Consider the following 25785-nt stretch of genomic DNA (forward strand, 5'->3'; position numbering starts at 1 on the left):
GACGTCACATCCACTTCGCGGCATTCTGCGCATCGGTGGTCGCCATATCGATGGCGCCGTCCTCAACAACCTTTGCGATAGCCTCGATAATGGGCAGAAGTCCCGAGTTGTCAGCGGGATTCTCGATGGCATTATTCCATCGCGTCTGCTTATCGAGGTAGGCCTGCTGGGCACCGGACTCCCACTGGGCAACCAGGCCGTTCACGTATCCCAGCAGCTCCTGATGCGTCTCGGACAAGCGACCTTTCGCAGCGCGAAGGTCACCCGACATCGCGATCAGCTGGTCCTTCGAATAATTCACCTTCGACATGGAAAATCCTTAAGTCTGATGTGGCGGCTGGGTTCAGATGTTCAGGCTGGAAGCAGGGGCACCGAGATCACCCGAGGCACCTGCCGAGTTCAGGGCGGCCAGGTTGGCCTCTTCCTGTGCGTCGTAGCCCCGTCCGTTCTCCCGGATCTGGACCGCGATCTCGGCAAGCACACTGTTCAGCTGCTGCGCCTTCTGGTCGTAGTCCCCCATGATCCTGACGAAGGCAGCAGCGGCTGCGCCTTCCCATACGCCTTGAGAACCGGCGACAATGTCGCGGACCCTGCCGATCTCGGACTGGATCTGCGAGTTCACCGTCTCGACGTGCTTGGCAGCAGTCTCCATTGCGGCCAAATCGGCAACTACCGACATGATTCCTCCTCGTTACGAGTTCGGATCCGGACCCCCTGCGTCCGCAAACGGTCCGAACTTGCCTTCATGATGATTGGACGGAGTGCCCGCCCAATCGGTTCCAACGAATTTCGGAAAAAATCCCGGCCGGGTGTCATCGGGTGATGTCCAGCGAGGATGCGAGGTCTTCACAGATAGGTGTAATCGAGTCCTGCCCCCCTGTCTGATACTGGCATCCGATGCTGATCTGGATGCTGTGCTCGACGATAACATGCCAGTCAACGGTGGATCCGCCCTCCGGATGCTCGGAATAGGCGAGCCCGGAGCGGCCACCGAAGACCACGTCGCGGCGGATCGGAGAGTACAAACCTGCTGCGGCCGACGCTCTTTTGGCTTCGAGGTCGGCGGCCACCTGTTCGTAGCCGGCGCCGGAGGCCAGCAACTGTTCCTGGATGACCGTGATGCGAGCCTTCAGCCCCTCGGCGGGCTCCAGGACCACGCGGTCGGTTGATGCGGTGGTGGGGTTGGTGACCCGCCAGCCTTCGGGAACGGTGAACGCAATGGGCCCTACGGTCATGGAACCGGAGTCGGGTGCGGGTTCCTGTGATTCGGCGGGGGCGCTGGTGGTCGTCGGAGTGGAGGCGACCGCCTCGGAATCTCCTCCGGTGGACATACCGAGGAAGACTCCACCGGCCACCAGTACCGCAAGCGCCATTACCGCGGCAGCGCCGACATAGAGCGGAGTTTTCGAGCGCGGTGGCCTGGTGGCGGCCGCTCGTTCGCGCAGTGGTTGCAGCCATTCGGCGTCGGCGGCGGCCGGTGGGAGGCTGGGCCGCTGGTCGATGGGGTCGGTGTTGCGGGCCCGCACCAGGTCGGCGCCGCCGAGAACGAGTAGTTCGGCGCGGCACAGTTCGCCGATCACGTCGGCGACGAGATTGAGGAAATCGGCGTCCGTGCGGCCGACGATGACCACGGAATCGACCTGGCAGCCGTGGATCAGGCGTTCGATCATCGAACGGAAGGACGTACGGCCGTGCTCGTCGCCGCTGATCTCGACTGCGGCGAGAAGTGGTTCGTGTTCACAGAATTCGAGCCGCGGGCCGCTGTCACTCGGCACCACCGTCGATGCGGTGGTCGACAACGGGCCGAATTCCAGGACCACGGTGCGCACGTCCCGGATCCGCTGTGTGGCGATTACCGCGCGAAGAGCCGCCGGCTGCAGTTCTACGTGGCCGGCATGGCGGGTGGCCGCGGAATGCAGGACGGCCAGGCGATGCGGGTCCCATTCGCTGGGGTGCACCACCGTCAAGCGCTCGCAGGGTGAATTGATACGCAGTTGAGTGAGGGTGTGGCCGAAAACGGTGGCCAGCGCGTCCACCGGTTTCGGCATACCCGGGTCGTAGGCGATGCGGTCGGCGGTGATGAGCTGTGCCGGCGATACCGCGATCGACGGCGGTGCCAGCGGCTCGCCGACAACGAGAGTACGACCGTCGCTGCCCGGGACGACCGAGGGCACGAAGTCTGCATGGGTGTTCGCACTCCATGCCCACAGCCGGGTTTCGGTCAGCGCGATCTCGACGGCGGGCATTACAGGCCCGGCATCCACGAGGTCTGGATGAGCTCGGCGGCGGACCGGCCGGCCAGGGTCCCCCGCCCGGGCGGCATTGCGCTCGGGCGCACATTGCCCATCAGGTTGCCTTCTTCTCGGCTACCACTCATGACCAGGCCGGGCGTCGCCAGATCCCGCATCCGCGAGATCACCGCTTCGTACATGGCCCGGCCCGCGCCGCCGGAACGCCGCGCGATGATCAGATGCAGGCCGATGTCCTTGGCGTGGGCGAGGTAGTCCACGATCTGCGCGATCGGGTTACCGGCGGAGCCGCTGGACACCAGGTCGTAGTCGTCGACGACCACGTAGAGGTCGGGGCCGGACCACCAGGAACGGTCGCGCAATTCCTGCGGCGTGATGTTCGGGCCGGGCAGACGCGTCTGCAAGAGTCCGGCGAGATCGCGCATATTGGTCTTGAGGCCCTCGGCGCCGGTCGCGTAGGCGGCCAGCCTTTCCTGCGGGAACGCACCCAGCATGGTGCGGCGGAAATCGACCAGGATGAGCGCGGCCTGATTCTGCGCGTTGGATTCGATGATCCCGCTGACGATATTGCGCAGCAGGGTCGACTTCCCGCATTCGGTGTCGCCGAAGATGAGGAAATGCGGATTCTCGTCGAAGTTGAGGAATACCGGGGCCAGCTCGGATTCGTTGATACCGATCGGGATCGCGGCATTGCGCCGGTCCGGCGGCCCCTGCCAGGGACCGATGGCGCGCACGAACTGCTCGCGGTCGAGTTGTTCGGGCAGCATCCGGACCTGGGGCGCCGGGCGTCCCGGCGTCGCCTGCTGCAGGCGGGCGACGGCGTCGGCCACACCGCGGCTGATGTCGTCCGGATCGGAGGAACCGTCGACCCGGGGGAGCGCGGTGATCATATGCAGGCTCTCCGGGGTCATACCGCGTCCCGGACGGCCCTGCGGTACCAGTGCGGCGACCTTGCGGCCGAATTCGGAGTCGGCCGGATCGCCGAGACGTAGTTCGAGGCGGGTACCGATCTGGTCCTTGAGCTGGGGGCGGGCCTCCATCCAGCGGGACAGGGCGATCACTACGTGCACACCGTAGGAGAGGCCCTGGACGGCGAGGTTCATGATGGCCTGTTCGAGGGGCTCGAAATCCTGGCGGATGGAGCCGTAACCGTCGATCACCAGGAAGGCGTCGCCGAAGGGGTCCTCGTGGGCGCCGGCGGCGGCCTGGCTGCTGGAGGGGTCGCCGGCACGCAGGCGGCGGAATTCCGACATCGATTCGATGCCGAGCTGGCGGAACCGCAGTTCACGGTTGCGCACGATGGTGGTCATCTCCGCAACTGTGCGGCGGACCTTGTCTTGGTCCAGGCGGGCCGCGACCGAACCGACATGAGGTAGGCCCTCGAGGCTGGCGAGGGTGCCGCCACCGAAGTCGAGGCAGTAGAACTGCACCTGTTCGGCGGTGTGGGTCATCGACATCGACATGATCAGCGCACGCAGCATCGTCGATTTACCGGACTGCGGACCGCCGACCACGGCGACGTTGCCGCGGGCGCCGGACAGGTCCACGACCAGCGGATCACGCCGCTGATCGTAGGGGCGGTCGACGATGCCGATGGGTGCGCGCAGGCTTGCGACGGCGTTGTATTCGCCGGTGAGGATCGAACGCTCGTTGAGCTCGTCGAGCGGCGGGGCGGCGTCCAGCGGTGGCAGCCAGATGGCGTGCGCGGGGCGGCCGTGCCCGCGGATCCGGGCGGCGATCATGCCCAGGTTGGAGATCTGTTCGCCGTCTTCGACCAGGGGTTCCGGCTCGTCGACGGGTTCGGGAGCCAGTGGAACACGATCCGCGGCACGGAATTCGACATGTTTGGCCAGGAACGGCCGCGCGGTGATATCGATTTCACCGGCGCTGGTGGCGACCGAGATATCGCGCTGCGGACCACCACCCACATACGCGCCCGAAACGTAGGAGGCCTGGAAACGCTGGATCTCGCCCGAATCGGATTTCAGATAACCGCCGCCGGGGACGCCGGGCAGGTTGTACGCATCGGGAACGCCGAGTACTTGGCGGGATTCGTTGGCGGAGAAGGTTTTCAGGCCGATCCGGTAGGACAGGTGGGATTCGAGGCCCTTGAGTTTGCCCTCTTCCAGCCGCTGCGAGGCGAGCAGGAGATGCACATGCAACGAGCGGCCCAGACGACCGATCATCACGAACAGTTCGGCGAAATCCGGGTGCTGGGTGAGCAGTTCGGAGAATTCGTCGAGCACCACGAACAGCGCGGGCAGCGGATCCAGGTCGGCGCCGGCGGCACGGGCTTTCTCGTAGTCGGAGACATTGGCGAAGTTACCGGCCTGACGCAGAACTTCCTGCCGGCGGTTCATCTCACCGGCCAGGGCGTCGCGCATACGGTCGACGAGGTCGGCCTCTTCTTCGAGATTGGTGATCACGGCCGCGACATGTGGGACCTGGTCGAGGCCGAGGAAGGTCGCACCACCCTTGAAGTCGACCAGGACCAGGTTCAGCTGGTCCGGCGAATGGGTGGCGAGCAGGCTCAGCACCAGGGTGCGCAGGAACTCCGATTTACCGGAACCGGTGGCACCGATACACAGGCCGTGCGGGCCCATACCGGATTCGGCGGCTTCCTTGATATCGAGAACGACCGGCAGCCCGTCGGCGCCGACACCGAACGGCACCCGCAGGCGTTCCCGGCCGTAGCGGGGACGCCAGGCGCTCTCCGGGTTGAAGGAACCGAGGTCGCCGAGGCCCATGAGCTGGGCCCAGGTGTCGATGGTTTCGCCCTCGGTGACCTCGACATCGCTACTGCGCTGGGTCGCGGCCCGGTAGGGGGCCAGGCGGCGGGCCACCTGCTGGGCCTGCTCCGGACTGAGCCGGTCGATCATCGCGAAACGTTCCTGGTTACCGGTGGCTCCGCGACCCAGGCATTCGCCGTTGCGGATGGTCAGGGTGATCCCGCGGGAGACGGCGAGCCGTGGAGCGTAGCCGCAGAGGTCGATAACGGTGACACCTTCGTACCCGGCCTCGCGCAGCTGATCCTCCTCGGCTTCGAGCAGGCCCCCGTCCACCAGGATCACCACATGCACCATGGCGGAGTTGGTGGGCTGGTTACGCGAATAGCGGACACGGTTGGCCAGGACCGGCGCCAAACCGGCCATCATCTCCCGGATCGAGCCGTAGAACATGCGCTGACTGCCGATACCGTCCTGGGCATCCGGGTGCTGGGTATGCGGCAGCCATTTGGTCCATTCCCATTCCGCGCTGGTGTCGGGTCCGCAGACCACCGCGGTGAGCACCTGGTCGGGGCCGTGGAACATGGCCAGCTGGACCATCATCGCGCGCACCATATCGCGGGCCTGGGCGCGGTCGCCGTCGAGCGCGATCGTGGCGAAACCCTTCACCGCGACCGCGGTCGGCAGATCCGGGACCGTGGAATGGGCCCGGACGAAACGTCGCAGCGATACCGCGGCGATGGGTTCGAGTTCCTCCACCGGGCCGGTCTCCGGCGCCACCAGGCGGGTGGCCAGCCGCTGACCACCGATCCCGATGCGCACATGACAGAAGTCCTTGTCGCTGGGACGGCGTTCCCACATCCGGGAGGTGCCCGCGAGCATCCAGACCAGACCGGGTTCGGGGTGACTCCATTCGACCGCGGACCGCTGTTCGGTGGCGGTCACGTCGACATCTTTGCGGACCTGGTCGAGATAACGCAGATAATCCTTGCGGTCCTCGTTGGCCTCGGCCGCCTTGGCGCCTTTGCCGTTCCCCTGACCGGCGAACATGCCGATCATCGAGACCATCATCATCATCGGGAACATCAACGACATCGGGTTGGACGCGATACCGCCGCCCTGCGTGAACATCAACGCCATCATCCCGACCATGCCGATGATCATCACCACCGGCATGAGCTTCATCAGCAGGTTTCCCGGCGTTACCCGGGGAATCTCGGGGGGCGGTTGCAGTGTCACTTCGCCGCCCGGGGTTCGTGGAACCTCCCGGCGCGCACGCCGCTGAAACCGAACCGTGGTCATCGAGCGAGATCCCCCTTGTGGCAATGCGATGTTCGGGCTCAGTGTAGAGGCAGGCGCGAACATGTCGTACAGTTCGACCTGCATTCTGCTGGCCGCGACGGGGGCACGCAACCCGCGCCGTCTGCTGGGAGAATGTGAAAACGGCAGGGTAGCGAACAAACTTGGGGGAAGCGTGACGCATGCGCGACTCGACCATATGGAGGAAGATTCCTCGCGGGGTATAGTCCGCGCACCGGATCTCACCAGGGTCACCATTCTGGCCAAACACACACAGGTCGATATGGCCATCCCGGTAGATGTGCCCGTGGCCCTGGTCATTCCCAGCGTCGTCGATATGGTCGCCGCGCACAGCCGCACCAATGAGTTCGACAATCAGGGCGAACGGTTCGAACCGGCCGATTGGGTGCTGGCGCGGATCGGTCAGCCGCCGCTGTCGAACTCGTTGAGCCTGGGCGAACAGGGCATCCGCGACGGCGAGTTGCTGATGCTGGAGAGCTCCGCGAACACCGCGCCCACTCCACTGTTCGACGACATCATGTACAACGTCGCCGTCGCCGACGCCGAACATTTCCGCGGCTGGAACCCGAAGACCGCGCGGACCACCGGCTCGATCCTGGCCGTTCTCGCCATGCTGGCGGGTTGCACGGGCCTGCTGGCGGCGCCCGATGCGATGCCCGGCTGGATCACCGGCGCGATCGCGCTGGGTGTGACCGTACTGCTGGTGGCGGCGGCGATGGTCCTGAGCCGCGTCTACGGGGATCCGAAAACGGCGCTGGTACTCGGCGCCTGCGCACTGCCACTGGCCTTCACCGGCGGCATGCTCATCGTCCCGGACCACTACGGCTGGGCGCATCTGCTGCTCGGGTCCACACTGTTCGGGGCCACCGCGATCCTGGCCTGGCGTGTGACCGGTGTCGGGCTCGGGGTGTTCATCGGCGCCGGCACCGTAGCGATCTTCCTGGTGCCCTCGGCGCTGGTCGGGCTGCTCACCGCGCAGCGGCTCGAGGCGGTCGGCGCCGTGGTGGCGGCCGTCGGGCTCGGCGCATTGTCGCTGGCCCCGCGTATCTCGATGGCGCTGGCGAAACTACCGCTGCCGCCGGTTCCGGCCCCGGGGACCCCCATCGACCCCACCGAGGAAGATCCCGACGACCATCGCGCCCTGCCCACGCTCGACATCCTGCACGCGAAATCCATGCGGGCGCGCACCTATCTGAGCGGACTGGTCACCGCGACTGCACTGGTCACGGTGGTCGGCGCCCTGGTGGCCACCGATCCCGACTACGGCGGCTTCTACTGGCAGGGCATCGCCCTCGCGCTCGTCTGCGCGGCAGTTCTCATGTTCCGCAGCCGCACCTACGCCGGCGCGGAACAGGCCGTCATCCTGATCGTCGCCGGTGCCGCCATCCTGCTGGTCATGCTGGCGGCCATGGCGTTCGTGGCCGATCTGCCGCTGGCGGCGTTCGGGGCGGCGCTGGTGATGGTGATCGCGGCCCTGATCCTGGGCATCATCGTCCCCAACCAGTCGGCGACACCGCCGATGCGGCGCGCGGCCGAACTGATCGAATACGGGTTCGTGGCCGCCGTGCTGCCGCTCGTGTTCTGGGTGGCCGACTTCTACTCCCTCGTCCGCGGACTGTGAGCCGGGGGATCCGCACCGCGGCCGTGGCCGCGGTCCTGGGGGTGAGCGCATCGCTGGGGTTCGCGCAACCGATCGCCTACGCCGACCGGCCCCCGGCGGTGGACCCGGGGCAGGTGCCTTCCGGTGATCCGGCGAAACCGAGCGAACCGACCGAACGCAAGGCCAACGCCCCGTGCACCAGCACGGTCGCCGGCGGCGAGGGCCCGACCGTGCCCGCCGCGCAGGCGGCGCTGGACCTCCCGCACGCGTGGCAGTTCTCCAAAGGAGAAGGTCAAGTTGTTGCGGTGATCGATACCGGCGTCGCCCGGCATCCGCGGTTGCCGGGCCTGCGCGCCGGCGGAGATTTCGTGTCGAACAGCGGCGACGGCACCGAGGACTGCGATGCGCACGGCACACTGGTGGCCGGCATCATCGCCGCGAGTCAAGTTCCGGGTCAAGGTTTTTCCGGTGTGGCACCCGCGTCGACCATCCTCGCGATTCGCCAGACGAGCGATAAATACGTGAAGGCGGGCAGTAACGCCACCAAATCCCCCGAGGACCTCTCCAAAGAGGGATACGGAAATGTCGCGACCATGGCGCAGGCCATCCGGCGCGCCGCGGATATGGGCGCCACAGTGATCAACATCTCCGAGGTCGCCTGCAGTTCCAGCCCCATCTCCGACGGTTCGCTGGGCGCGGCACTGCACTACGCGGTGCATACGAAGAACGCCGTGGTCGTCACCTCCGCGGGTAATACCGACAACGACAACTGCAAGGGCAACACCAACATTCTGGATCCACTCGATCCCGCTGCGGATCCGTGGAGCAAAACAACCGTCAATGTCACGCCGGCCCGCTATGACGATCTGGTGCTCTCGGTCGGCTCCATCAACGCCGACGGTGCACCCTCCGAATTCACCGTTCCCGGACCGTGGTTGAGCGTCGCCGCCCCCGGAGAGAACATCGTGTCACTGGATGCGGTCGGCACCGGGGTCATCAACGGCACTGTCGGCGCCCAAGGCCAGCAGAGCATCAACGGAACGAGCTTCGCCGCTCCCTATGTTTCCGGTGTGGTCGCACTGGTTCGTTCACGTTTCCCGGAACTTTCGGCCGTGGAAGTGATGAAACGGATCCAGGCCACCGCGCACGCCCCGGCCGAAGGCTGGAACCCGTACGTGGGCTACGGCGCGGTCGACCCGGTCGCCGCCCTGACCAACGAGGTCACCGGCGAACTCCGGCCCAAAGAACCGAATCCGCCGATGAGCAAACAACTCGCGGTACCCGCGCCACCCGACCCGCCGGACCACACGGCCCGCAATGTGGCGCTGATCGGCAGCGGAATCATCGGCGGCAGCCTGATCATCGGCTATCTGGCGTCGTTCCCCACGCGGCGACGGTTCGGAGTCGGCGAAGACGACGCCTGAGAACCGTCGGTATAGCGATCGGGACCATCCGGCCTGCCGCCGTGCCGGGGTGCGTTCCCAGGAAGTAGCGGGCCGGCGACTCGGATGTCTTCCTTGCACAGCGATGCCTACTGCACCTGTCATGGGTGTCCGGACCAGGTGTTCGAGTTCGTTCCGGAAGTACGACGTCGCCCCTCGCCGGGTTCATCCGGTGTGCGGACCTGGTTCCGCCGATTCGGCATCCTCGGGACGGAGTCCGGGGCGGTTGAAGGATGTGCGCCAGTGCCGATTCCGCTCCGCCGGCCCGGCATCGATGTGGCGAGGTGGGTCACCGAGGGGACTGAGCAAGCTTGGCCCGGAATACCTCGGCGGAGGTTGGTCCAGGTCGGAAATCGTCAGTGCGCCGGCCCGATCAGCATCTCACCGGCCGGCTCGGGAACAGATCGCTGACCGGTCGCACGACCGGGCCGAGGGCCGAACTCGACAGGCTCACCCGGCCAAGCGGGTAGGTGCGGCTCCGGCTCCCCTGCTGGTCCGGGGAGCCGGAACGCGGACTATTTCGTGGAAGCGACCGGCTGATCCGCCGGCTCCGGATCCGGTGCGACACCATCGTGTGCGACCAGCGCCTCTTCCCGGCCCAGGGTCGGCCCGGACGCCAGCAAACCCACGATCGGCCAGGGTGCGGGTTCGGCCTTGTCCGGCATGCCGAGTGCCTTCACGGCGTCGGCATTCTTGATCCCGAACCGCACACCGGTATCGGCGATATAGAAGATGCTGTCCTTACGCCTGCTGTCCGGTTCGATACCCGTGGTCTGGACGTAGGCGCCGGTGCCCGGGGCGATATAGGTGGAGTCGACGTTCTGGCCGGAACCGTCGGCCTGCGCGAGCGGAACCAGTTTGGCGCTGTCCTTCATCGGCAGGCTCACTCCGGTGATCAGCTGCAGTTCGGCGCGGGTGCCGGTGTTCTCGCCCGCTTCCGGGACCGGTTTCCAGGACAGGCAGCTCACCGGCCGGTCCATGGCCTCGAGGATGCTCGGCGCCGTCGCCGGGTAGGTCTGGACCTGCAGCGCCGAGGAAACGGCGGCGCGGGTGCGCTGGGCCTGGTCGATGATGAAATCGCTGGAGGTCTGCGGGTTGGCGTTGCGGATGATGTCCGCGGTCAGCGGCGAGACCTGCTGCAGACCGTCGGCGAGCACCACATAGAACTCCTGCGAGGTGCCCACCTGCACCACCTCACCGATACGGTGATCGCCGATCTGGTAATCGGGGACACCGCCGGGATCGGCGATCGGCGGAGCGATGAGCGGCAGGACCTCGGGGATCGCGTTGATCAGGCCCTCGCTCACCGGGCGCGGCGTGGCACCGGTGATGTTCAAAGCGTCGGTGACCGGGCGATCGTTCATATCGACCCGGGCGCGTTTGTTGTCGTACACCAGGTAGGTGTGCTTCTCCCCCTGCACGAGCAGTGCTTTACCGGGTTCCACGGCCGAGGCCTTCGCGCCCAGTTCCAGACCGCCCGCGAGCACCGAGGTCGTGCGGTCCTGACTGCCGTCGTTCTTCAGCACGTCACAGATGGTCCACGGCCGGCCTTTGCCTTCGGAATCGAAGTGGATCGCGCTGGGCGCACCGGGGATACCGATCAGCGGCCCCCGCGCCTTCTTACCGACCTCCGATTCCTTGACGATCACCGCCTTGGGCGCATCACCGGCAGCCAGCCGGGCCGAGGCCAGGTTCAGCGCCGGATGCACCACATCGTTGAGCACCACGTAGACCGCGCCGGATTCCTTACCGATGAGGAGCGTGTTGTCGCCGACCTTGTCCTGCGGGCGGAGCAGCGCCAGCACACCGCACCCCGCCAGCACCACAATGGCCAGGACCAGGCCCACCACGTAGGCACGCACCTGGGAACGCATGGGATCGTGCAGCATTCGCACGTCGCGTCGCACCAGCGCATGCTCCATCCGGCGAACCAGAAAGTTGTAGCCGCTGATCTGCCACCGAGTTGTGGGCTTTGAAGGCATCGTCTTCCCCCGAACTGTGCTCGTGCTCGCGGAACACAGTACAGTTCCCGGGGACGTAGTTCAGCTCGGCCGCCCGATAATCGGCCGACACCGGGTACCTGGGGGACTCTTATGGCCGTGCCAGCCACATCGGGACGCAGGCGCAACCTGCTGTTCGGGCGTATTTCGATGCCGAATCTGCTCATCGCGCAGGTACTCGCGCTCGGCGCGGCGACCGTCGTGCTGCTGGTTGGACTGAGTCCGTGGATCGCCCTCGGGGTCGCGGTGGTCACCGGGTTGATCCCGTTGATCCCGATCGGCCGCCGGGTACTGCTGGATTGGATCGCCACCTGGTGGAACTACCGCGCGCACCGGGAATACCGGATCGGCGACAGCGACGATTTCCGTGGCCCCGACGACCGTTCACTGGGCCTGTACTGGGATGAGAGCCGAGTTGTCGCCGTCGTCGAGGTACTGCCCCCGCCCGGAGGATTGACCCGGATCGACCGCACCGCGGTCCACGCTTCGCACCTGCTGCCGATGGCCGAACTGGCGACCTGCCTCGCCCAGCACGACATCCTGCTCAGCGGTATCGACATCATCAGTCACGGCCACCGCAGCCGCTCCGGCACACCGGCGGGTGCCATCTACGAATCGCTGCTGGGCCCGCTGCCCGCCACGGCGCATCGCACCGTCTGGCTGGCGATCGGTTTCGATATGGTCGACTGCCCCGGCGCCGCGTCCCGGCGGGGCGGTGGCGACGAGGGAGCCGCACGGTCGGTGACCATCGCGACCCAGCGGATCGTACGCACACTGGAAGACGCGGGCTGCGCGTCGCGCCTGCTGACCGCATCGGAGATCCGGTCGGCCGTGCGGCAGGTCATCCACGGTGAGGATGCGCGCGATCTCACCCATCGGTGGCGTTATGCCGAACTCGGCAACAGCGTGAACATCGGGGCGGCGATCGACCCGAAACAGCTGGGGTCGGAGATCCTCTCGCAGTTGTGGGTCGCGGAGTCGCGCGGTACCACGGTGGCAGTGCGGTTGCGCCCGGGTACAACCGCGGACACCGTGCATGTGGGGGCGGCCTGGCGGTCGACGCTGCGGGAGATGCCGGAGAAGACGAAATCGAAGGGCATGGTGTCGGTGAACGGCCGGCATCGCGACAGCCTGCTCGCGCATCTGCCGATCGGTGTTCCCGACCTGGAAGATGTAGTGCCGACCGCCGAATACCCCGTCGAGGTCCTGGACGCGCTCGCCCTGCCGTCGTCGGGTTGCGGTCAGCTGATCGGCTCGGACGACGAAGGTAACGGCGTCGCGCTGCGCATCATCGGTGCCGGTATTTCTGCGGTGTACGTCGCCGGCGAGCTGTATCTGGCCCAGCAGCTGGTCTTCCGCGCGCTGGCCGTCGGCGAGCGGATCCTGGTCCGCACGAACCGGCCGCATGCCTGGTATCAGCTGATCGAGACGATCGGAAACCCCGAACGCCTGATGCTGGCGATGGAAACCCACCAGTCCGACGCCGGGTTCACCGCGACGGTCGTCGACGGTGTGATGGCGCCTGCCCCGCACGCCGGTATCACCACGATCTACGTCACCGGCGACCCGATGGGCTGGCCCGCCACAAAACCGGATCTGTCGATCCAGCAGCCCGGCGCGATCGGCAGCCGGGTGGTTCTGCGCACCGCGACCACTCAGATCCCGTTGAACCTGGTCTCGATCCCGCGCGAGCACACATATATCGGCGAACCCCGTACCCGCCAGCCGGCGGACCGGGCACGGCCCGCCCCCGCCCGCCAGCCGCAGCGCCGCTGAGGAAAGCCGCACCGCGGCACCGGGTTTCAGCGGCCGAATACGGCCTTCCACAGGTCGGCCACGATCCGGTTCATCGGTGCCACCACCCGCCGGTGCACCCAGGCGATCGGGTGCACCACAACCACCTCACCGACCACCGCCAGTGCCCGCAGCACCGGGCGCAACGCATAGCGGTAGACGAACACACACGGCACGACGACCAGCACGCGTACCACCGCGGTGGCGCCCCGCCAGCCGTACGCGGCGAGGGCCGCGAGCAGAATCGCAGCAACCATCGCTGCACCATGCGCAGCGGCCATACGACACCCCACTGCCACAACCACCGGCCGGTGACTGCCACCGCGTACAGCACCGGCTGCAGGAGCCACCGCCAGAACCATTCGGCGGTTGCCGCGATCGCGTACAGCACCGGGCGGAGCACCCACCGCCACACCATGACGAGCACGGGTCGTATCGCGCGCCGCCAGAGCCATTGCTCTACGGCATACCGGAGCGGGCGCAGCACCCAGTCCAGCACGAACGCACCCAGCGGCCTGAGCACCATTCCCCACAGCACATGCCGAAAGGCCCAGCCCCACACCACATCCGTCAGGAACAGCCACGGCGGCCGGATCAGCCAATACCAGACGAACCGGCTCGCCGGCACCAGCAACCTGTCCCGGATGAAGACACCCGCCGCCACGATGGCCCGCCCGCACAGCTTCAGCCCCTCCCAGACGAGCCGCACCGGAACGAGCAGCACCACCGCGACGGCCCGCGCCACCCATTCCCCGATCGATACCGGACGCTGCGGCTCCGGTGAATCTGTCGATTTCATCGAATCCTCCTCCCGCACGCCATCGTCGCACTCTGCTGCGACAAATCGCACAGGAAGCCCAGCGGCGGCACGCATCGAGAATGCGGGAATGCCGATCCGACGGCACTCGCGAACCGATTCACCCCGGATACGGGCCGCTCGCCTTCATCCCGGATACGGGTCGCTCGCCCGAGCCGCGGCCAGGGCCCTTCCCCACCAGGCCAGCTGGGAGAGCATCCGCTCGGCTGCGTCGATGGCGGCACCGTCGCCGGTGTTACCGTCGGCGTCGAACTGTTTACGTGCGCGGTGGAAGCTCACCGTCTCCCGGACCGAGACCATATGGATTTCCGCGACGACCTGGCGCAGCTGCTCCACCGCCCGCAGGCCGCCCGATAGACCGCCGTAGGAGACGAATCCGATCGGTTTGGCCCGCCACTCGTGTTTGACGCTGTCGAGCGCGGTTTTCAGGGACGCCGGGTAGCCGTGGTTGTACTCCGAGGTCACCACGACGAAGGCGTCGGCGGCCGCGAGTCGTTCCCGGAAACGCTCGGTTTCCGGCGTTTCGGAAAGGTCCGGCGGAAGCGGTGCATGGAGCAGGTCGATGACCCCGGTATCGAACTCGGGCCGGGCGCGGGCCGTGCGGATGAACCAGTCGGCGACCACGGGGGCGAAACGTTGCGGCCGGATACTGGCGACTATCACCTCCAAACGGAGCGGACCGTCCACGGCACGTGGCTCGTCCGCTCCGTTCACGGCAGCTCGAACGGGAGTGCGACACCGGCGTGTACCCGGCAGTGTTCGCAGGTGCCGGTATCGGCGATGGCGGCAACCGCGTCGTGGACGAGCTTCTTGAAAGGCCCGATATTGCGTTCGAATTCGGCGAAGACATCCGCCGCATGCACCCCGTCGCCTTCGGTGAGCCCGGCATCGAGATCTGTGACCAGGGCGAGGGCGGCGTAACACATTTCCAGCTCACGGGCGAGGACGGCTTCGGGATAACCGGTCATATTGACCAGTTCCCAGCCCTGCGCGGCATACCACCGGCTTTCGGCGCGGGTGGAGAAACGCGGGCCCTGGATCACGGCCATGGTTCCGTGTGGTTGCACGTGGACCGCGCTGTCGGCGGATTTCACCGCGACCGCGCGCAGGTCGGGGCAGTACGGGTCGGCGAACGATACGTGGATGCCGTTGGCGTCGAAATAGGTCTGGGCCCGGCCGGAGGTCCGGTCGACCAGCTGGTCCGGGATCACCACCGTGCCCGGCCCCCAGTCCGGGCGCAGGCTGCCGACCGCGCACGGGGCGAAGATCCGCCGTACACCCAGCGAACGCAGCGCCCACATATTCGCCTGATAGGGCACCGTGTGCGGGGAATACTCGTGCCGACTGCCGTGGCGGGGCAGGAATGCGACCGGACGCCCCTCGACGGTGCCGACCGTTATCGGTGCGCTCGGGTCCCCGTACGGGGTGCGTACCGTAACCGGTTCCATGGCGCCGTCGAAAAAGTCGTAGAATCCGCTACCGCCGATAACCGCCAGCGCAGGTCGATCGTGGGATGTCATAGTGTCGATTCTCGCGCGCCCGGCCCGCGAACGCACGGCGGGCACCTGACAGAAATCGCCGGTGACTGTACCCTATGGGGGTATAGACGGTCTTCCGACCGGCGCAGAGGAGATACCCGGTGACTTCCGACCCGACCACAGCCGACACGGCCACCGACACGACGGCCGCCCACGGACACGCACATCACGGCTACATCACCAGCAAGGAAGATTATCTGAAGCGGCTACGCCGGATCGAGGGCCAGTCGCGGGGCTTGCAGCGGATGGTCGAAGAGGAGAAGTACTGCATCGATATCCTCACGCAGGTCTCCGCGATGACCAAGGCGCTGCAGGCCGTCGCGATGGGGTTGCTCGAGGACCATATAAGCCACTGCGTCGTGGATGCGGCGGTCGCCGGAGGCCCCGAGGCCGAAGCCAAGATCAAAGAGGCCACCGACGCCATCGCCCGCCTCGTCCGCTCCTGAACACCAATAGTCTCATCGACGACATCTGCCGCAACGGCCATGAAGGCATCGGAAAGCCCGGCCCGCTATGAACAGCTCGGCGAACGAAGCTGTTCAGGGGTTCAGCAACGGGGCCAGGGCGCGCAGGGTGGCGAGATAGTCCTCGCCCAGCGCCTGCAGCGCCAGGTGGTCGGCGCCCGCGTCGATATGCGCGCGGACCTGGTCGGCGACCTCCTCGGCCGACCCGTGGACGGCGAGCGCGTCCAGCAGGCGATCACTCCCGGGCTTGGCGATATCGTCGTCGGTGTAGCCCAGCCGCCGGAGGTTGGTGGTGTAGTTGCGCAGCCCGAGATACATCTCGACCACCGTGCGGCCGGTGGCCCGGGCGCGTTCCGGGTCGGTGTCGACGACCAGTTTCTGCTCGGGCACCAGCAGCGCGTCACCGACTGCGGTGCGGGCCTGCTCGGTGTGCTGCGGCGTGGTGAGGTAGGGCAGGGCACCGGCGGTGCGATCGGCAGCCAGTTTCAGCACCTTGGGGCCGAGCGCGGCGAGCACTCGGCCGGAAACCGGCACCTTCGCGGCGTCCAGTTCATCCAGGTACTCGACCAGTGCCTCGTACGGGGATCGGTAGGGCTTATCGGCTTCGGGATGACCACAGCCGATACCGAGCACGAAGCGCCCTGGGAACCGCTGCTCGATCCGGTGGAAGGATTCGGCGACCGCACCGGCCGGCGCGGTCCAGATATTGACGATGCTGGTGCCCACCTTCAGCGTTTCGGTCGCCGCTAGCAGGTCCTCCACCACCGGAAGATCGGGGGTCGGCGAACCACCCAGCCACAGCGCCCCGTAGCCGAGGCCCTCCAGCTCGGCCGCCGCTTGCGGGGTGAACAGTTTGTAGTAGCGCCATACGCCGTAAGGTCCGAGATCAATCGTCATGTCTACCGCAACCTTGTCGTCGACCGGACAATTCCGCCACCGACCCTATCCCCGTCCCCCACCGCCCTGACGTCGCCCGACGCCCGTCCTACACCGAGAGACGTCATCGATTACCCGAAACCTGTTGCCGCGATATCGTTTTCACGTGCTCCCGGCAACGGCATGCACGCCGGGGATCCCGGCATCGAGGCTCCCCGAATCAGCCGTGCCGCACGACGCCGGACCGCACCATACGGGTGCACACCCACACTGCGCCGAGCCATACCGCATCAGGCCACACACCACCGCACCGGGCCGGGGCCGGGGGCGCCGCGTCGCAGTCCCTTCGGTAGTGACTCCGGCTGATCGAGCGCCTGCCGTCTAGATGCGGCAACGGTGCCCGTGGTGTACGCCCACCCTCCTGAACAAGCGCGATGGCCATGCCTATTGGAAGGCTAATGCCGATCAGCCCCCGCAGCAGCCACCCGGCGCAATCGAGCGGACTTCACGGGTCTGCGCGTTGCGGGCCGCGAGCTCGGATTCCGCAGGGTAGTCGACCGCGACCAGGCTGAGCCCGTGCGCGGGAGCCACCGTTACCGAACTCGAACGCTGCCGCTCTTCCAGCAACCCGGCAACCCATTCCGGCGTGCGCCGCCCCTCCCCGACCGCGAGGACCGCACCCACCAGGCTGCGCACCATCGACCAGCAGAAGGCGTCCGCGCTCACGTAGGCGTCGAGCCGGTGGCCGTCGCGCACCCACTCGTAGCGCTGCAACTCCCGGATCGTGGTGGCGCCTTCCCGGCGCCGGCAGAAGGCGGCGAAATCGTGCAGGCCGAGAAGAGCGCGGGACGCGGCGCGCATCGCTTCCAGGTCGACCGGCCTGCACCCCACCACACTGCGCGCGGCCAGTGGGTCGGGACCGTAGGGCGCGGTGGTGAGGCGGTAGACGTAGTGGCGGCGGATCGCCGAGAAACGGGCGTCGAATTCGGTGGGTACCGGGCGGATTCCGGTGATTCGCACGTCCCGGGGCAGGAATTTCGCCATCCGGTGGATCAGCTTGTCCGCATCCACGTCCGCCGCGGTATCGAAATGCGCGACCTGACCTTCGGCGTGCACACCGGAGTCGGTCCGCCCGGCCACCGTCAACTGGACGGGCTCTCGCAGCACCTTCCCCAGTGATTCCTCGAGCTCCCCCTGCACGGTCCGCAGTCCGGGTTGCCGCGCCCACCCGGTGAAATCGGTGCCGTCGTAGGAGATATCCAGCCGGAACCGCGCCACATCTGTTGCGGCCTCTTCCCACGTTTCCGCCGTCACCGGATCGGCACCGGCACTCGCCGGTACGCGGTCGTGCACCGACCCGGGCCGTGCGTGCTCGCCGGCCGACGGAGACAGATCGGAGGAGCCGGCTACCGGCCCCTCACCGGCGCCACCGGGCCCCGGTCTTTCGGTGTGGCCTGCGGCGCCGGCCGCAACCGCGTCACCGATCGCAGTAGTGCGGCGGCCGGTGGCCGTGGTTCGGGGGCGAGCCTGCGATTCCGGCTCGTATTCGAGCACCAGATCATCCTCCGGAAACGGGACGAGCCCGCCGCCCGTTACGGGGCGGCGGGCTCATCGACGAACCGTGGACGCGCGGTACGTATCCACGGCAGACGAATTACGCCTTGTCGTCGGCCTTCTCCTCGGCCGCGGCTTCCTCGGCCGGAGCCTCGGTCGCCTCGGCTTCGGGAGCCTGCTCCTCGGTCTTCTTCGACGCGGCAACCCGGCGGGCGCGATCGGCCTCGTTGGTCACGGTCTGTTCCCGGACCAGCTCGATGATCGCCATGGGGGCGTTGTCGCCCTTACGCGGCAGGGTCTTGATGATCCGGGTGTAGCCGCCGCTGCGGCCCTCGAACGACGGACCGATCTCGGCGAAGAGATCGTGCACGACATCCTTGTTCCGGATCACCTTGAGCACCTCGCGGCGGTCGGCCAGCGTACCGGCCTTGGCCTTGGTGACCAGTTTTTCGGCGTAGGGGCGCAGCGCCTTGGCCTTGGCCTCGGTGGTCGTGATCCGACCGTGCTCGAAGAGCGCGGTGGCCAGATTGGCGAAGATCGCCTTCTGGTGCGACGCCGACCCGCCGAAGCGAGCACCCTTCTTGGGCTTGGGCATTGTGGGTTCTCCTTGGTAAAGACCGCTAACGGGGCGCCCGCCCCGATCGGCCTAGAGCTGTTCGGTTTCGGCGTAGTCCTGCTCGCCGCCGTTGTCGTCGCTGAAAGTGCCGCTGTCGGACCAGGTGCCGGTGGCCGCGTCGTAGCCGACCACGCTGGACGGGTCGAAGGACGCGGGGCTGTCCTTGAGGGACAGGCCGAGCGCGTGCAGCTTGACCTTGACCTCGTCGATGGACTTCTGGCCGAAGTTGCGGATATCCAGCAGATCCGATTCGGTCCGCGCCACCAGCTCGCCGACGGTGTGCACACCCTCGCGCTTCAGGCAGTTGTAGGAACGGACGGTGAGGTCCAGATCCTCGATCGGCAGCCCGAAGGAGGCGATGTGATCCGCCTCGGCCGGGGAGGGGCCGATCTCGATACCTTCGGCTTCGACGTTCAGTTCACGGGCCAGGCCGAACAGTTCGACCAGGGTCTTGCCCGCCGAGGCGAGCGCGTCCCGCGCGCTGATGGAGTTCTTGGTCTCCACGTCGAGGATGAGCCGGTCGAAGTCGGTGCGCTGCTCGACACGGGTGGCCTCGACCTTGTAGGTCACCTTGAGCACCGGCGAGTAGATCGAATCCACCGGGATCCGGCCGATTTCCGCACCGGTCGCCTTGTTCTGCACCGCCGGGACATAACCGCGACCACGCTCGACGACCAGCTCGATCTCGAGCTTGCCCTTGTCGTTCAGGGTGGCGATATGCATATCCGGGTTGTGCACGACCACACCCGACGGCGGCACGATGTCATCGGCGGTGACGGTCCCCGGGCCCTGCTTGCGCAGGTACATGGTGACCGGCTCGTCCTCTTCGGAGGACACGACCAGGCCCTTGAGGTTCAGGATGATGTCGGTGACATCCTCCTTCACCCCGGGCACGGTGGTGAACTCGTGCAGAACGCCGTCGATGCGGATGCTGGTCACCGCGGCCCCCGGGATCGAGGACAGCAGGGTGCGCCGCAGCGAGTTACCGAGGGTGTACCCGAAACCCGGCTCGAGCGGTTCGATGGTGAACTTCGACCGGTTGTCGGCGATGACCTCTTCGGTGAGGGTCGGACGCTGGGAAATCAGCATGGGATCAATCCTCCTGTGTTGGGCGCCCGCTATTTGACGCCTCGTTCAGTGGTTGTGCGGGCCGTCCTCTCGACGGCCCGCACCAGCGGCACAGCCGGCCGGTTACTTCGAGTAGTACTCGACGATCAGCTGTTCCTGCAGCGGCACATCGATCTGGGCGCGCTCCGGCATGGAGTGCACCAGGATCCGCAGCCGGCCCGGGACGACCTGGAGCCAGCCGGGGACCGGCCGGTCGCCGGTGGTCTCACGGGCCACCTGGAACGGCAGGGTCGCCAGCGACTTTTCCTTGACATCGATGATGTCGTACTGGGTGACCTGGAAAGAAGGAACGTTGACCTTCTTGTTGTTCACCAGGAAGTGGCCGTGGCTGACCAGCTGGCGGGCCTGACGACGGGTCCGGGCCAGACCGGCGCGGTACACGACGTTGTCCAGCCGGGTCTCCAGCAGACGCAGCAGGTTGTCACCGGTCTTGCCCTTGAGGCGATTGGCCTCTTCGTAGTACCGGCGGAACTGCTTTTCCATAACGCCGTAGGAGAAGCGGGCCTTCTGCTTCTCCTGCAGCTGCAGCAGGTATTCGCTCTCCTTGATCCGCGCGCGGCCGTGCTGGCCGGGCGGGTAGGGGCGACGCTCGAAAGCCTGGTCACCGCCGATCAGGTCGACGCGCAGGCGACGCGATTTGCGGGTGATGGGTCCGGTGTAACGGGCCATTGTGCTCTACCTTCCTTCCCGCTTAGACGCGACGCCGCTTGGGCGGACGGCAACCGTTGTGCGGCTGCGGAGTGACATCGGAGATCGTCCCGACCTCCAGGCCGGCGGCCTGCAGCGAACGGATCGCGGTCTCGCGGCCCGAACCCGGGCCCTTGACGAACACGTCGACCTTCTTGACGCCGTTCTCCTGCGCCTTGCGGGCCGCGTTCTCGGCGGCCAGCTGCGCGGCGAACGGGGTCGACTTGCGCGAACCCTTGAACCCGACGTGACCCGAGGACGCCCAGGAGATGACGTTGCCCGTGGGGTCGGTGATGGACACGATCGTGTTGTTGAACGTGCTCTTGATATGCGCGTGGCCGTGGGGAACGTTCTTCTTTTCCCTGCGACGCGACTTCTGGCTCTTCTTCGGGCCGGAGGCCCGGGACTTCGGAGGCATCTGTTATCCCCTACTTCTTCTTGCCGGCGACGGTGCGCTTCGGGCCCTTGCGGGTGCGCGCGTTGGTCTTGGTGCGCTGGCCGTGCACAGGGAGGCCACGGCGGTGACGCAGGCCCTGGTAGCAGCCGATCTCGATCTTGCGACGGATATCGGCCTGAACCTCGCGGCGAAGATCACCTTCGACCTTGAGCGACGAGCCCTCGATGTAGTCACGCAGCTGCGTGACCTGCTCGTCGGTGAGATCCTTCGAGCGCAGGTCCGGGCTGACGCCCGTGGCCGCCAAGATCTCCTTGGAGCGGGTACGACCGATGCCGTAGATGTAGGTCAGTGCGATCTCCATGCGCTTCTCGCGCGGGAGATCGACGCCCATGAGACGTGCCATCTGGCAGTTCCTTCACTGTTGCGGAGGTCTGCTCCCTGTCCGTCCCCTCGTCTGGTGGGGCCCCGGCCTCCGTACCGGGGGTAGGCACGCACACCCTCCGGAAAAATTCCGGAAAACCTCAGTGTGCGGCTGGCGCTGGGAGTTCTTCTGTAGTGCCAATCCGAACCGCGTTCGGTGCTCGGCGCCGGCGTCAGCCCTGCCGCTGCTTGTGCCGCAGGTTGTCGCAGATCACCATGACCCGGCCGTTACGCCGGATCACCTTGCACTTCTCGCAGATCTTCTTGACGCTCGGCTGAACCTTCACGTCCGTCCAATCTTTCGTTGCGGTCCACACCGGGGTGTGAACACAGTTGACCCCGGTCGGGCACGACCGGGGAAATCTCGGATGAGCGAGCCGGGGCTCACATCGTTCACTTGTATCGGTAGACGATCCGACCGCGGGACAGGTCGTACGGTGACAGCTCGACGACGACCCGGTCCTCCGGCAGGATGCGAATGTAGTGCTGACGCATCTTGCCGCTGATATGCGCGAGGACCTTGTGCCCGTTCTCGAGCTCGATCCGGAACATCGCATTGGGCAACGGCTCGACAACCCGCCCCTCGACCTCGATGGCCCCGTCTTTCTTCGCCATATCCTCCGCGATCCCGGTTACACTCAACCTGGTCTGATTACCTGGTACTGCCCGGTGCATCCGGCCGAAGCGCCGCGGTGGCCACCCACGGTGGCTCGCACTGCACAACGCGGATGACCACAACCGATCGCACACGAACAGGCGGCGCTTTGATACACCGCCTGGTCAGCTTACCGGTAGGTCTGCAATCGGGCAAAAAGGGGTAAGTGCTGGTGGCGTCGCGCGGCGTACGCGGATGTCTCCCCGGCACCGAGTGGAATGGGACTTGTCGCGTAAACTGGCCGCTGACCGAGGACGACCATTCCAGGAGGGGAACCGGTGAGCGGCAGCAACGACGGCCTCCCCATGCTGCCGCCATGGCTGGCCGATACCGAGGTCACCATGGTCGGGCAGACCAATTTCCGGAACTACGAACCACCACCGGTGGAGAACCTTCCGCAGGACGAGTTCATCCCGGAGACCCCGGAACCGGCCAACGGCTTCTTCAACCGGCGCGGACGCGGCGACGACCGATCCGATTCCGAGGGCGACAAGAAGAAGGGCAAGGGCTGGTTCCGTAACAAGAACAAGTCCGAACCCTCGCTCGAAGAACGCGTCGGCGAGCTGCTGCCGAACAACAACGGTCCGCGGCCGTCGCAGCGCAACAACTGGGCCGAAGGAACCGCGCAGTGGTCTACGCAGCAGGTTCCGCAGTCCCCCGCCGATCCGCACGCGGACCGGCCTTCACAGCCCGGTCCTTCCCCGGACGCGTTCCCGCAGGCCGGTCCGAGCGCACCGCCGGCGCAACTGCCGCCGGTGGCACCGCAGAATATCCCCGGTCCGCCGGAGCAGGCGCCGGTGCCGCAGCCCTCGGACGGGCAGCCGGCATGGGGCACCGGGCCGGGTCCGCGGCGGGGTCCCGATGGTCAGCAACCGCCGAACGGCACGGGTCTCCCACCGGCACCGCCGCCTCAGCAACAGTTCACCGCGGCGGCCCAGCCCACCGATACTCCGGCGCCACCGCAGGCACCCGGCCCGGACCGGCCGAACACCTCGGCCGCCGATTCCGGATTCGACGCCTCCGCGTCCGCCGCGCCGACGGCCTTCCAGGCCCCGGAGTCGGAGCGGCCGGGCCTGCCGGTACGCAACCCGAGCCAACCGGCTCCCGAGTTCGACCGGCTACGGCCGCACCATCCGATCCCGCCCCTGCCCGCGCCATCGGACGATTCCGCGAGCGCATCTACCCCGAACCGGTCGGCGGATACGCCCACCACCGGCCCAGGTGATTTCCGGCCCCCGCCGCCACCACTACCCGACCCGCCCCCGACCGGCGACACACCGGTGACGCAGCAACCACTGCGCCGGCTCCCCGACCTGCCGCCCCCACCGGAGGAGGCATCGTCGCGGGCGGATACGGCCGCCGAGTCCCCGGCTGACCCGTCGGTCGCACCCGGACCGCAGCAGTCCGACTCACCGGACGGCGGTCCGACCGCTCACGGCAGCGGCACACACCCCCTCGCCGACCGGCCCGATCCTGCCGACAGCGGATCGGGCCAACACGTCAGCGGCGCATATCCATTCGCGAATCAGCCCGATCCGGCCCACAGCGCGCCGGGCCCGCACGGCAGCGGCGCACACCCGACGGCCGACCGGCCCATTCCGGCCGACACCGGGTCGGTCCCACATGGCAGCGGCGCGCACCCGGTCTCGAACCAGCCCGATCCGGTCGGGGCCGGCGACGGTACCGCGCCGGAGTTCGCCCCACGGTCCGGCGCCGCACCCGTGTCCGACAGTTCTCCGGCCGAGGGGCTCACCCCGGCACCGGAGTCCTCCCCCGCGCCCGACCGGCCGACCAGCGCGGCCGATCACCCGATCGCGCAGACGCCCCCTGCGGAGGTGGCACCGCAGTGGCAGGCACCGGAGAGCGCACCCGTGCACCCGCCGCGGAACGCACCGGGACCCCAGTGGCAGGCGCCGGAACAATCCCCGAACTGGCAATCGGGAGGGCACCACGCCATCCCGCGGCAACCCGGTCCGGCAAGTGCGCCGCCGGGCATGCCGGCACAGCAGGGCGGTCCACCTACGGGCCATCCGGGCCCCGGCCCGCATCAGCAGCCGAATCAGCCGCCCGCCCAGCAGTGGCAGAACCAGGCGCCGCCGGCGAATCCGGTACCGCCGCAGCAGGCCGGCCCGGCTGCCTGGCAGCAGCAGAGTCCGCAGGCCGGCCAGTGGCAGAATCCGCAGAACCCGCAGAATCCGCCGCAGCAGTTCGGTCCCAATGGCCCCACCCTGGACAACGTTTCGGTGCGGCGCGCCAAGAAACCGGCCGGCAGCGGCTGGCGCAAGGTGGTGCACCACGCCTCCGGCGGAAAGATCAATCCGGGGATGTCCGCCGAGGAACGGCGGATGCTGGAACTGGTGGCGCGGATTCGCCAGCCCGTCCGTGGCGACTATCGCATCGCGGTGCTCTCGCTGAAGGGTGGTGTCGGTAAGACCACCACCACCATCGGCCTCGGCTCGACCTTCGCCTCCATCCGCGGCGACCGCGTTATCGCGGTGGACGCCAATCCCGACTTCGGCACGCTGTCGCAGCGGGTGCCGCTGCAGACCCGGTCCACCGTCCGCGATTTGTTGCTCGATCCGGCGATCCAGCGCTATTCGGATGTGCGCCGGCATACTTCACAGGCCACCAGCCGACTGGAAGTACTGGCCAGCGAACGGGACCCGGCCGCCTCGGAGGCGTTCAACGAGGACGAGTACCGCGCGGTCGCCCGCATCCTGCAGCGGTTCTACAACATCATCCTCACCGACTGCGGTACCGGCCTGATGCATTCGGCGATGGCGGGCGTCCTGCAGCTGGCGCATTCGCTGGTGCTGATTTCCCCGACCGCGATCGACGGCGCGCAGAGTGCCTCGGCGACGCTGGACTGGCTGTCGTTGCACGGCTACCACCATCTGGTGCAGAACGCCGTGGTGGTGATCAATTCGCCGCGCGACGGCACCCCGAATATCGATGTCCAGCAGCTGCGGCAGTACTTCCTGTCCCGCTGCCGGGCCGTACATATGATCCCGTTCGACCCGCATATGTCCGAGGGCGCGGAGATCGATCTGCCGCGGTTGAAGAAGGAAACCAAGCGCGCGTACGTGGAACTCGCGGCCACGGTGGCCGACGATTTCGGCCGTAGCTACGGTCCGCAGCACGCCGGCTGAACTCGGGGTCGCCGACCGGAGTCGCTCAGGACGCTGCCAGGGCCTGCTCGCCGGTACTGCGTCTGCCGGCGCCGTAGACCACGGTCGGCCGGCACCGCGCCTCGACGGGTCGGGTCGCCGCGGCACCACCGGGTAGCGCTGCGGCCGGCATCCGGCGGCCACCGATGTCGCCGCTATGGAGTTCGCGCCCGCGGCATCCGCGTGAATCGGCCTAGGGTGATGTGCGTCGTCGATGCCGCGAGCGAGACGCCGAATCTGCGCCGACCGGTGAGCGAGTAGGCACTCGGAGCATCCAGATACCCGCCATCCGGTCGGCCGATCCGCTCCGTGCGTTACGGGAGGCCTTCCCGGCG

The 25785-nt window shown here is 67.2% G+C and carries 22 protein-coding genes; 5 read left to right on the forward strand and 17 right to left on the reverse strand.

All coding sequences use genetic code 11. The annotated features are described in order from the left end of the window. Nucleotides 1–4 precede the first annotated feature (4 nt). From ACFWPH_RS24170 to eccCa, 4 genes are all read right to left on the reverse strand, one after another. A complete protein-coding gene (locus ACFWPH_RS24170; RefSeq protein WP_068041184.1) occupies nucleotides 5–310 on the reverse strand; it encodes a WXG100 family type VII secretion target in 306 nt (101 codons plus the stop codon). A 33-nt stretch (nucleotides 311–343) separates the two neighbouring features. Beyond that, nucleotides 344–679, reverse strand: coding sequence for a WXG100 family type VII secretion target (locus ACFWPH_RS24175; protein WP_068041177.1), 336 nt, complete (start codon nucleotides 677–679; stop codon nucleotides 344–346). Nucleotides 680–812: 133 nt separating this feature from the next. Further along, nucleotides 813–2246, reverse strand: a complete 1434-nt coding sequence (locus tag ACFWPH_RS24180; RefSeq protein ID WP_378754402.1) for a type VII secretion-associated protein — start codon at nucleotides 2244–2246, stop codon at nucleotides 813–815. Then, the gene (gene eccCa / locus ACFWPH_RS24185; RefSeq protein ID WP_378754403.1) at nucleotides 2246–6277 is read right to left on the reverse strand and encodes a type VII secretion protein EccCa; all 4032 of its coding nucleotides are present in this window, start codon (nucleotides 6275–6277) and stop codon (nucleotides 2246–2248) included. Before eccCa ends, ACFWPH_RS24180 begins: the two co-directional genes overlap by 1 nt. A 172-nt stretch (nucleotides 6278–6449) precedes the next feature. On the opposite strand from eccCa, the gene eccD reads away from it, so the two are divergent. Together eccD and mycP are read left to right on the forward strand one after the other, a co-directional pair. Further along, the gene (eccD, locus tag ACFWPH_RS24190) at nucleotides 6450–7916 is read left to right on the forward strand and encodes a type VII secretion integral membrane protein EccD (protein ID WP_378754404.1); all 1467 of its coding nucleotides are present in this window, start codon (nucleotides 6450–6452) and stop codon (nucleotides 7914–7916) included. Next, nucleotides 7913–9319 carry a type VII secretion-associated serine protease mycosin gene (mycP, locus tag ACFWPH_RS24195; protein ID WP_378754405.1) on the forward strand — a complete coding sequence of 469 codons (1407 nt, stop codon included), beginning with the start codon at nucleotides 7913–7915 and terminating at the stop codon, nucleotides 9317–9319. Before eccD ends, mycP begins: the two co-directional genes overlap by 4 nt. Before the next feature lie 533 nt (nucleotides 9320–9852). Here mycP and eccB read toward each other — a convergent pair. Then, the gene (eccB, locus tag ACFWPH_RS24200; protein WP_378754406.1) at nucleotides 9853–11319 is read right to left on the reverse strand and encodes a type VII secretion protein EccB; all 1467 of its coding nucleotides are present in this window, start codon (nucleotides 11317–11319) and stop codon (nucleotides 9853–9855) included. A 111-nt stretch (nucleotides 11320–11430) separates the two neighbouring features. On the opposite strand from eccB, the gene eccE reads away from it, so the two are divergent. Further along, a complete protein-coding gene (gene eccE / locus ACFWPH_RS24205; RefSeq protein WP_378754407.1) occupies nucleotides 11431–13113 on the forward strand; it encodes a type VII secretion protein EccE in 1683 nt (560 codons plus the stop codon). A 26-nt stretch (nucleotides 13114–13139) separates the two neighbouring features. Here eccE and ACFWPH_RS24210 read toward each other — a convergent pair whose 3' ends face one another. From ACFWPH_RS24210 to ACFWPH_RS24220, 3 genes are all read right to left on the reverse strand, one after another. After that, nucleotides 13140–13388 carry a hypothetical protein gene (locus ACFWPH_RS24210; RefSeq protein WP_378754408.1) on the reverse strand — a complete coding sequence of 83 codons (249 nt, stop codon included), beginning with the start codon at nucleotides 13386–13388 and terminating at the stop codon, nucleotides 13140–13142. Nucleotides 13389–14074: 686 nt separating this feature from the next. Beyond that, nucleotides 14075–14635: an NADPH-dependent FMN reductase gene (locus tag ACFWPH_RS24215; RefSeq protein ID WP_378754409.1), complete on the reverse strand. Its 561-nt coding sequence runs from the start codon at nucleotides 14633–14635 to the stop codon at nucleotides 14075–14077. A gap of 23 nt (nucleotides 14636–14658) precedes the next feature. Beyond that, nucleotides 14659–15468, reverse strand: coding sequence for an S-methyl-5'-thioadenosine phosphorylase (locus tag ACFWPH_RS24220; protein WP_378754410.1), 810 nt, complete (start codon nucleotides 15466–15468; stop codon nucleotides 14659–14661). 119 nt (nucleotides 15469–15587) lie between these two features. Between ACFWPH_RS24220 and ACFWPH_RS24225 the strand changes: the two genes are divergently transcribed. Beyond that, nucleotides 15588–15932, forward strand: a complete 345-nt coding sequence (locus ACFWPH_RS24225; RefSeq protein WP_378754411.1) for a metal-sensitive transcriptional regulator — start codon at nucleotides 15588–15590, stop codon at nucleotides 15930–15932. A 93-nt stretch (nucleotides 15933–16025) separates the two neighbouring features. Here the strand turns inward: ACFWPH_RS24225 and ACFWPH_RS24230 are convergent, their stop codons facing one another. The 9 genes from ACFWPH_RS24230 to infA form a co-directional block, all read right to left on the reverse strand. Next, the gene (locus tag ACFWPH_RS24230; RefSeq protein ID WP_378754412.1) at nucleotides 16026–16847 is read right to left on the reverse strand and encodes an LLM class F420-dependent oxidoreductase; all 822 of its coding nucleotides are present in this window, start codon (nucleotides 16845–16847) and stop codon (nucleotides 16026–16028) included. A gap of 444 nt (nucleotides 16848–17291) precedes the next feature. After that, entirely contained in the window at nucleotides 17292–18140 is an 849-nt protein-coding gene (truA, locus tag ACFWPH_RS24235; RefSeq protein WP_378754495.1) for a tRNA pseudouridine(38-40) synthase TruA, read from the reverse strand. A 340-nt stretch (nucleotides 18141–18480) separates the two neighbouring features. Next, entirely contained in the window at nucleotides 18481–18975 is a 495-nt protein-coding gene (gene rplQ, locus ACFWPH_RS24240; RefSeq protein ID WP_378754413.1) for a 50S ribosomal protein L17, read from the reverse strand. A 51-nt stretch (nucleotides 18976–19026) separates the two neighbouring features. Beyond that, nucleotides 19027–20085, reverse strand: a complete 1059-nt coding sequence (locus tag ACFWPH_RS24245; protein WP_033244293.1) for a DNA-directed RNA polymerase subunit alpha — start codon at nucleotides 20083–20085, stop codon at nucleotides 19027–19029. A 102-nt stretch (nucleotides 20086–20187) separates the two neighbouring features. Next, nucleotides 20188–20793, reverse strand: coding sequence for a 30S ribosomal protein S4 (rpsD, locus tag ACFWPH_RS24250; protein WP_033244292.1), 606 nt, complete (start codon nucleotides 20791–20793; stop codon nucleotides 20188–20190). A gap of 22 nt (nucleotides 20794–20815) precedes the next feature. Next, the gene (gene rpsK / locus ACFWPH_RS24255; protein ID WP_033244291.1) at nucleotides 20816–21229 is read right to left on the reverse strand and encodes a 30S ribosomal protein S11; all 414 of its coding nucleotides are present in this window, start codon (nucleotides 21227–21229) and stop codon (nucleotides 20816–20818) included. Nucleotides 21230–21239: 10 nt separating this feature from the next. Beyond that, nucleotides 21240–21611, reverse strand: a complete 372-nt coding sequence (rpsM, locus tag ACFWPH_RS24260) for a 30S ribosomal protein S13 (RefSeq protein ID WP_062977203.1) — start codon at nucleotides 21609–21611, stop codon at nucleotides 21240–21242. Between the two features lie 190 nt (nucleotides 21612–21801). Beyond that, the gene (rpmJ, locus tag ACFWPH_RS24265; protein WP_025347279.1) at nucleotides 21802–21915 is read right to left on the reverse strand and encodes a 50S ribosomal protein L36; all 114 of its coding nucleotides are present in this window, start codon (nucleotides 21913–21915) and stop codon (nucleotides 21802–21804) included. 106 nt (nucleotides 21916–22021) lie between these two features. Continuing rightward, nucleotides 22022–22243 carry a translation initiation factor IF-1 gene (gene infA, locus ACFWPH_RS24270; protein WP_003418601.1) on the reverse strand — a complete coding sequence of 74 codons (222 nt, stop codon included), beginning with the start codon at nucleotides 22241–22243 and terminating at the stop codon, nucleotides 22022–22024. 318 nt (nucleotides 22244–22561) lie between these two features. Between infA and ACFWPH_RS24275 the strand changes: the two genes are divergently transcribed. Further along, entirely contained in the window at nucleotides 22562–25432 is a 2871-nt protein-coding gene (locus tag ACFWPH_RS24275) for an AAA family ATPase (protein WP_378754414.1), read from the forward strand. The last annotated feature ends 353 nt before the right edge of the window (nucleotides 25433–25785 follow it).

This window comes from Nocardia sp. NPDC058499, from assembly GCF_042719915.1.
GTDB lineage: Bacteria > Actinomycetota > Actinomycetes > Mycobacteriales > Mycobacteriaceae > Nocardia.

Coding starts and splice junctions, on each gene's coding strand:
- ACFWPH_RS24170 (WP_068041184.1), bottom strand. CDS start 310: ATGTCGAAGGTGAATTATTCGAAGGACCAGCTGATCGCGATGTCGGGT.
- ACFWPH_RS24175 (WP_068041177.1), bottom strand. CDS start 679: ATGTCGGTAGTTGCCGATTTGGCCGCAATGGAGACTGCTGCCAAGCAC.
- ACFWPH_RS24180 (WP_378754402.1), bottom strand. CDS start 2,246: ATGCCCGCCGTCGAGATCGCGCTGACCGAAACCCGGCTGTGGGCATGG.
- eccCa (WP_378754403.1), bottom strand. CDS start 6,277: ATGACCACGGTTCGGTTTCAGCGGCGTGCGCGCCGGGAGGTTCCACGA.
- eccB (WP_378754406.1), bottom strand. CDS start 11,319: ATGCCTTCAAAGCCCACAACTCGGTGGCAGATCAGCGGCTACAACTTT.
- eccE (WP_378754407.1), top strand. CDS start 11,431: ATGGCCGTGCCAGCCACATCGGGACGCAGGCGCAACCTGCTGTTCGGG.
- ACFWPH_RS24210 (WP_378754408.1), bottom strand. CDS start 13,388: ATGGTTGCTGCGATTCTGCTCGCGGCCCTCGCCGCGTACGGCTGGCGG.
- ACFWPH_RS24220 (WP_378754410.1), bottom strand. CDS start 15,468: ATGACATCCCACGATCGACCTGCGCTGGCGGTTATCGGCGGTAGCGGA.
- ACFWPH_RS24230 (WP_378754412.1), bottom strand. CDS start 16,847: ATGACGATTGATCTCGGACCTTACGGCGTATGGCGCTACTACAAACTG.
- rplQ (WP_378754413.1), bottom strand. CDS start 18,975: ATGCCCAAGCCCAAGAAGGGTGCTCGCTTCGGCGGGTCGGCGTCGCAC.
- ACFWPH_RS24245 (WP_033244293.1), bottom strand. CDS start 20,085: ATGCTGATTTCCCAGCGTCCGACCCTCACCGAAGAGGTCATCGCCGAC.
- rpsD (WP_033244292.1), bottom strand. CDS start 20,793: ATGGCCCGTTACACCGGACCCATCACCCGCAAATCGCGTCGCCTGCGC.
- rpsK (WP_033244291.1), bottom strand. CDS start 21,229: ATGCCTCCGAAGTCCCGGGCCTCCGGCCCGAAGAAGAGCCAGAAGTCG.
- rpsM (WP_062977203.1), bottom strand. CDS start 21,611: ATGGCACGTCTCATGGGCGTCGATCTCCCGCGCGAGAAGCGCATGGAG.
- infA (WP_003418601.1), bottom strand. CDS start 22,243: ATGGCGAAGAAAGACGGGGCCATCGAGGTCGAGGGGCGGGTTGTCGAG.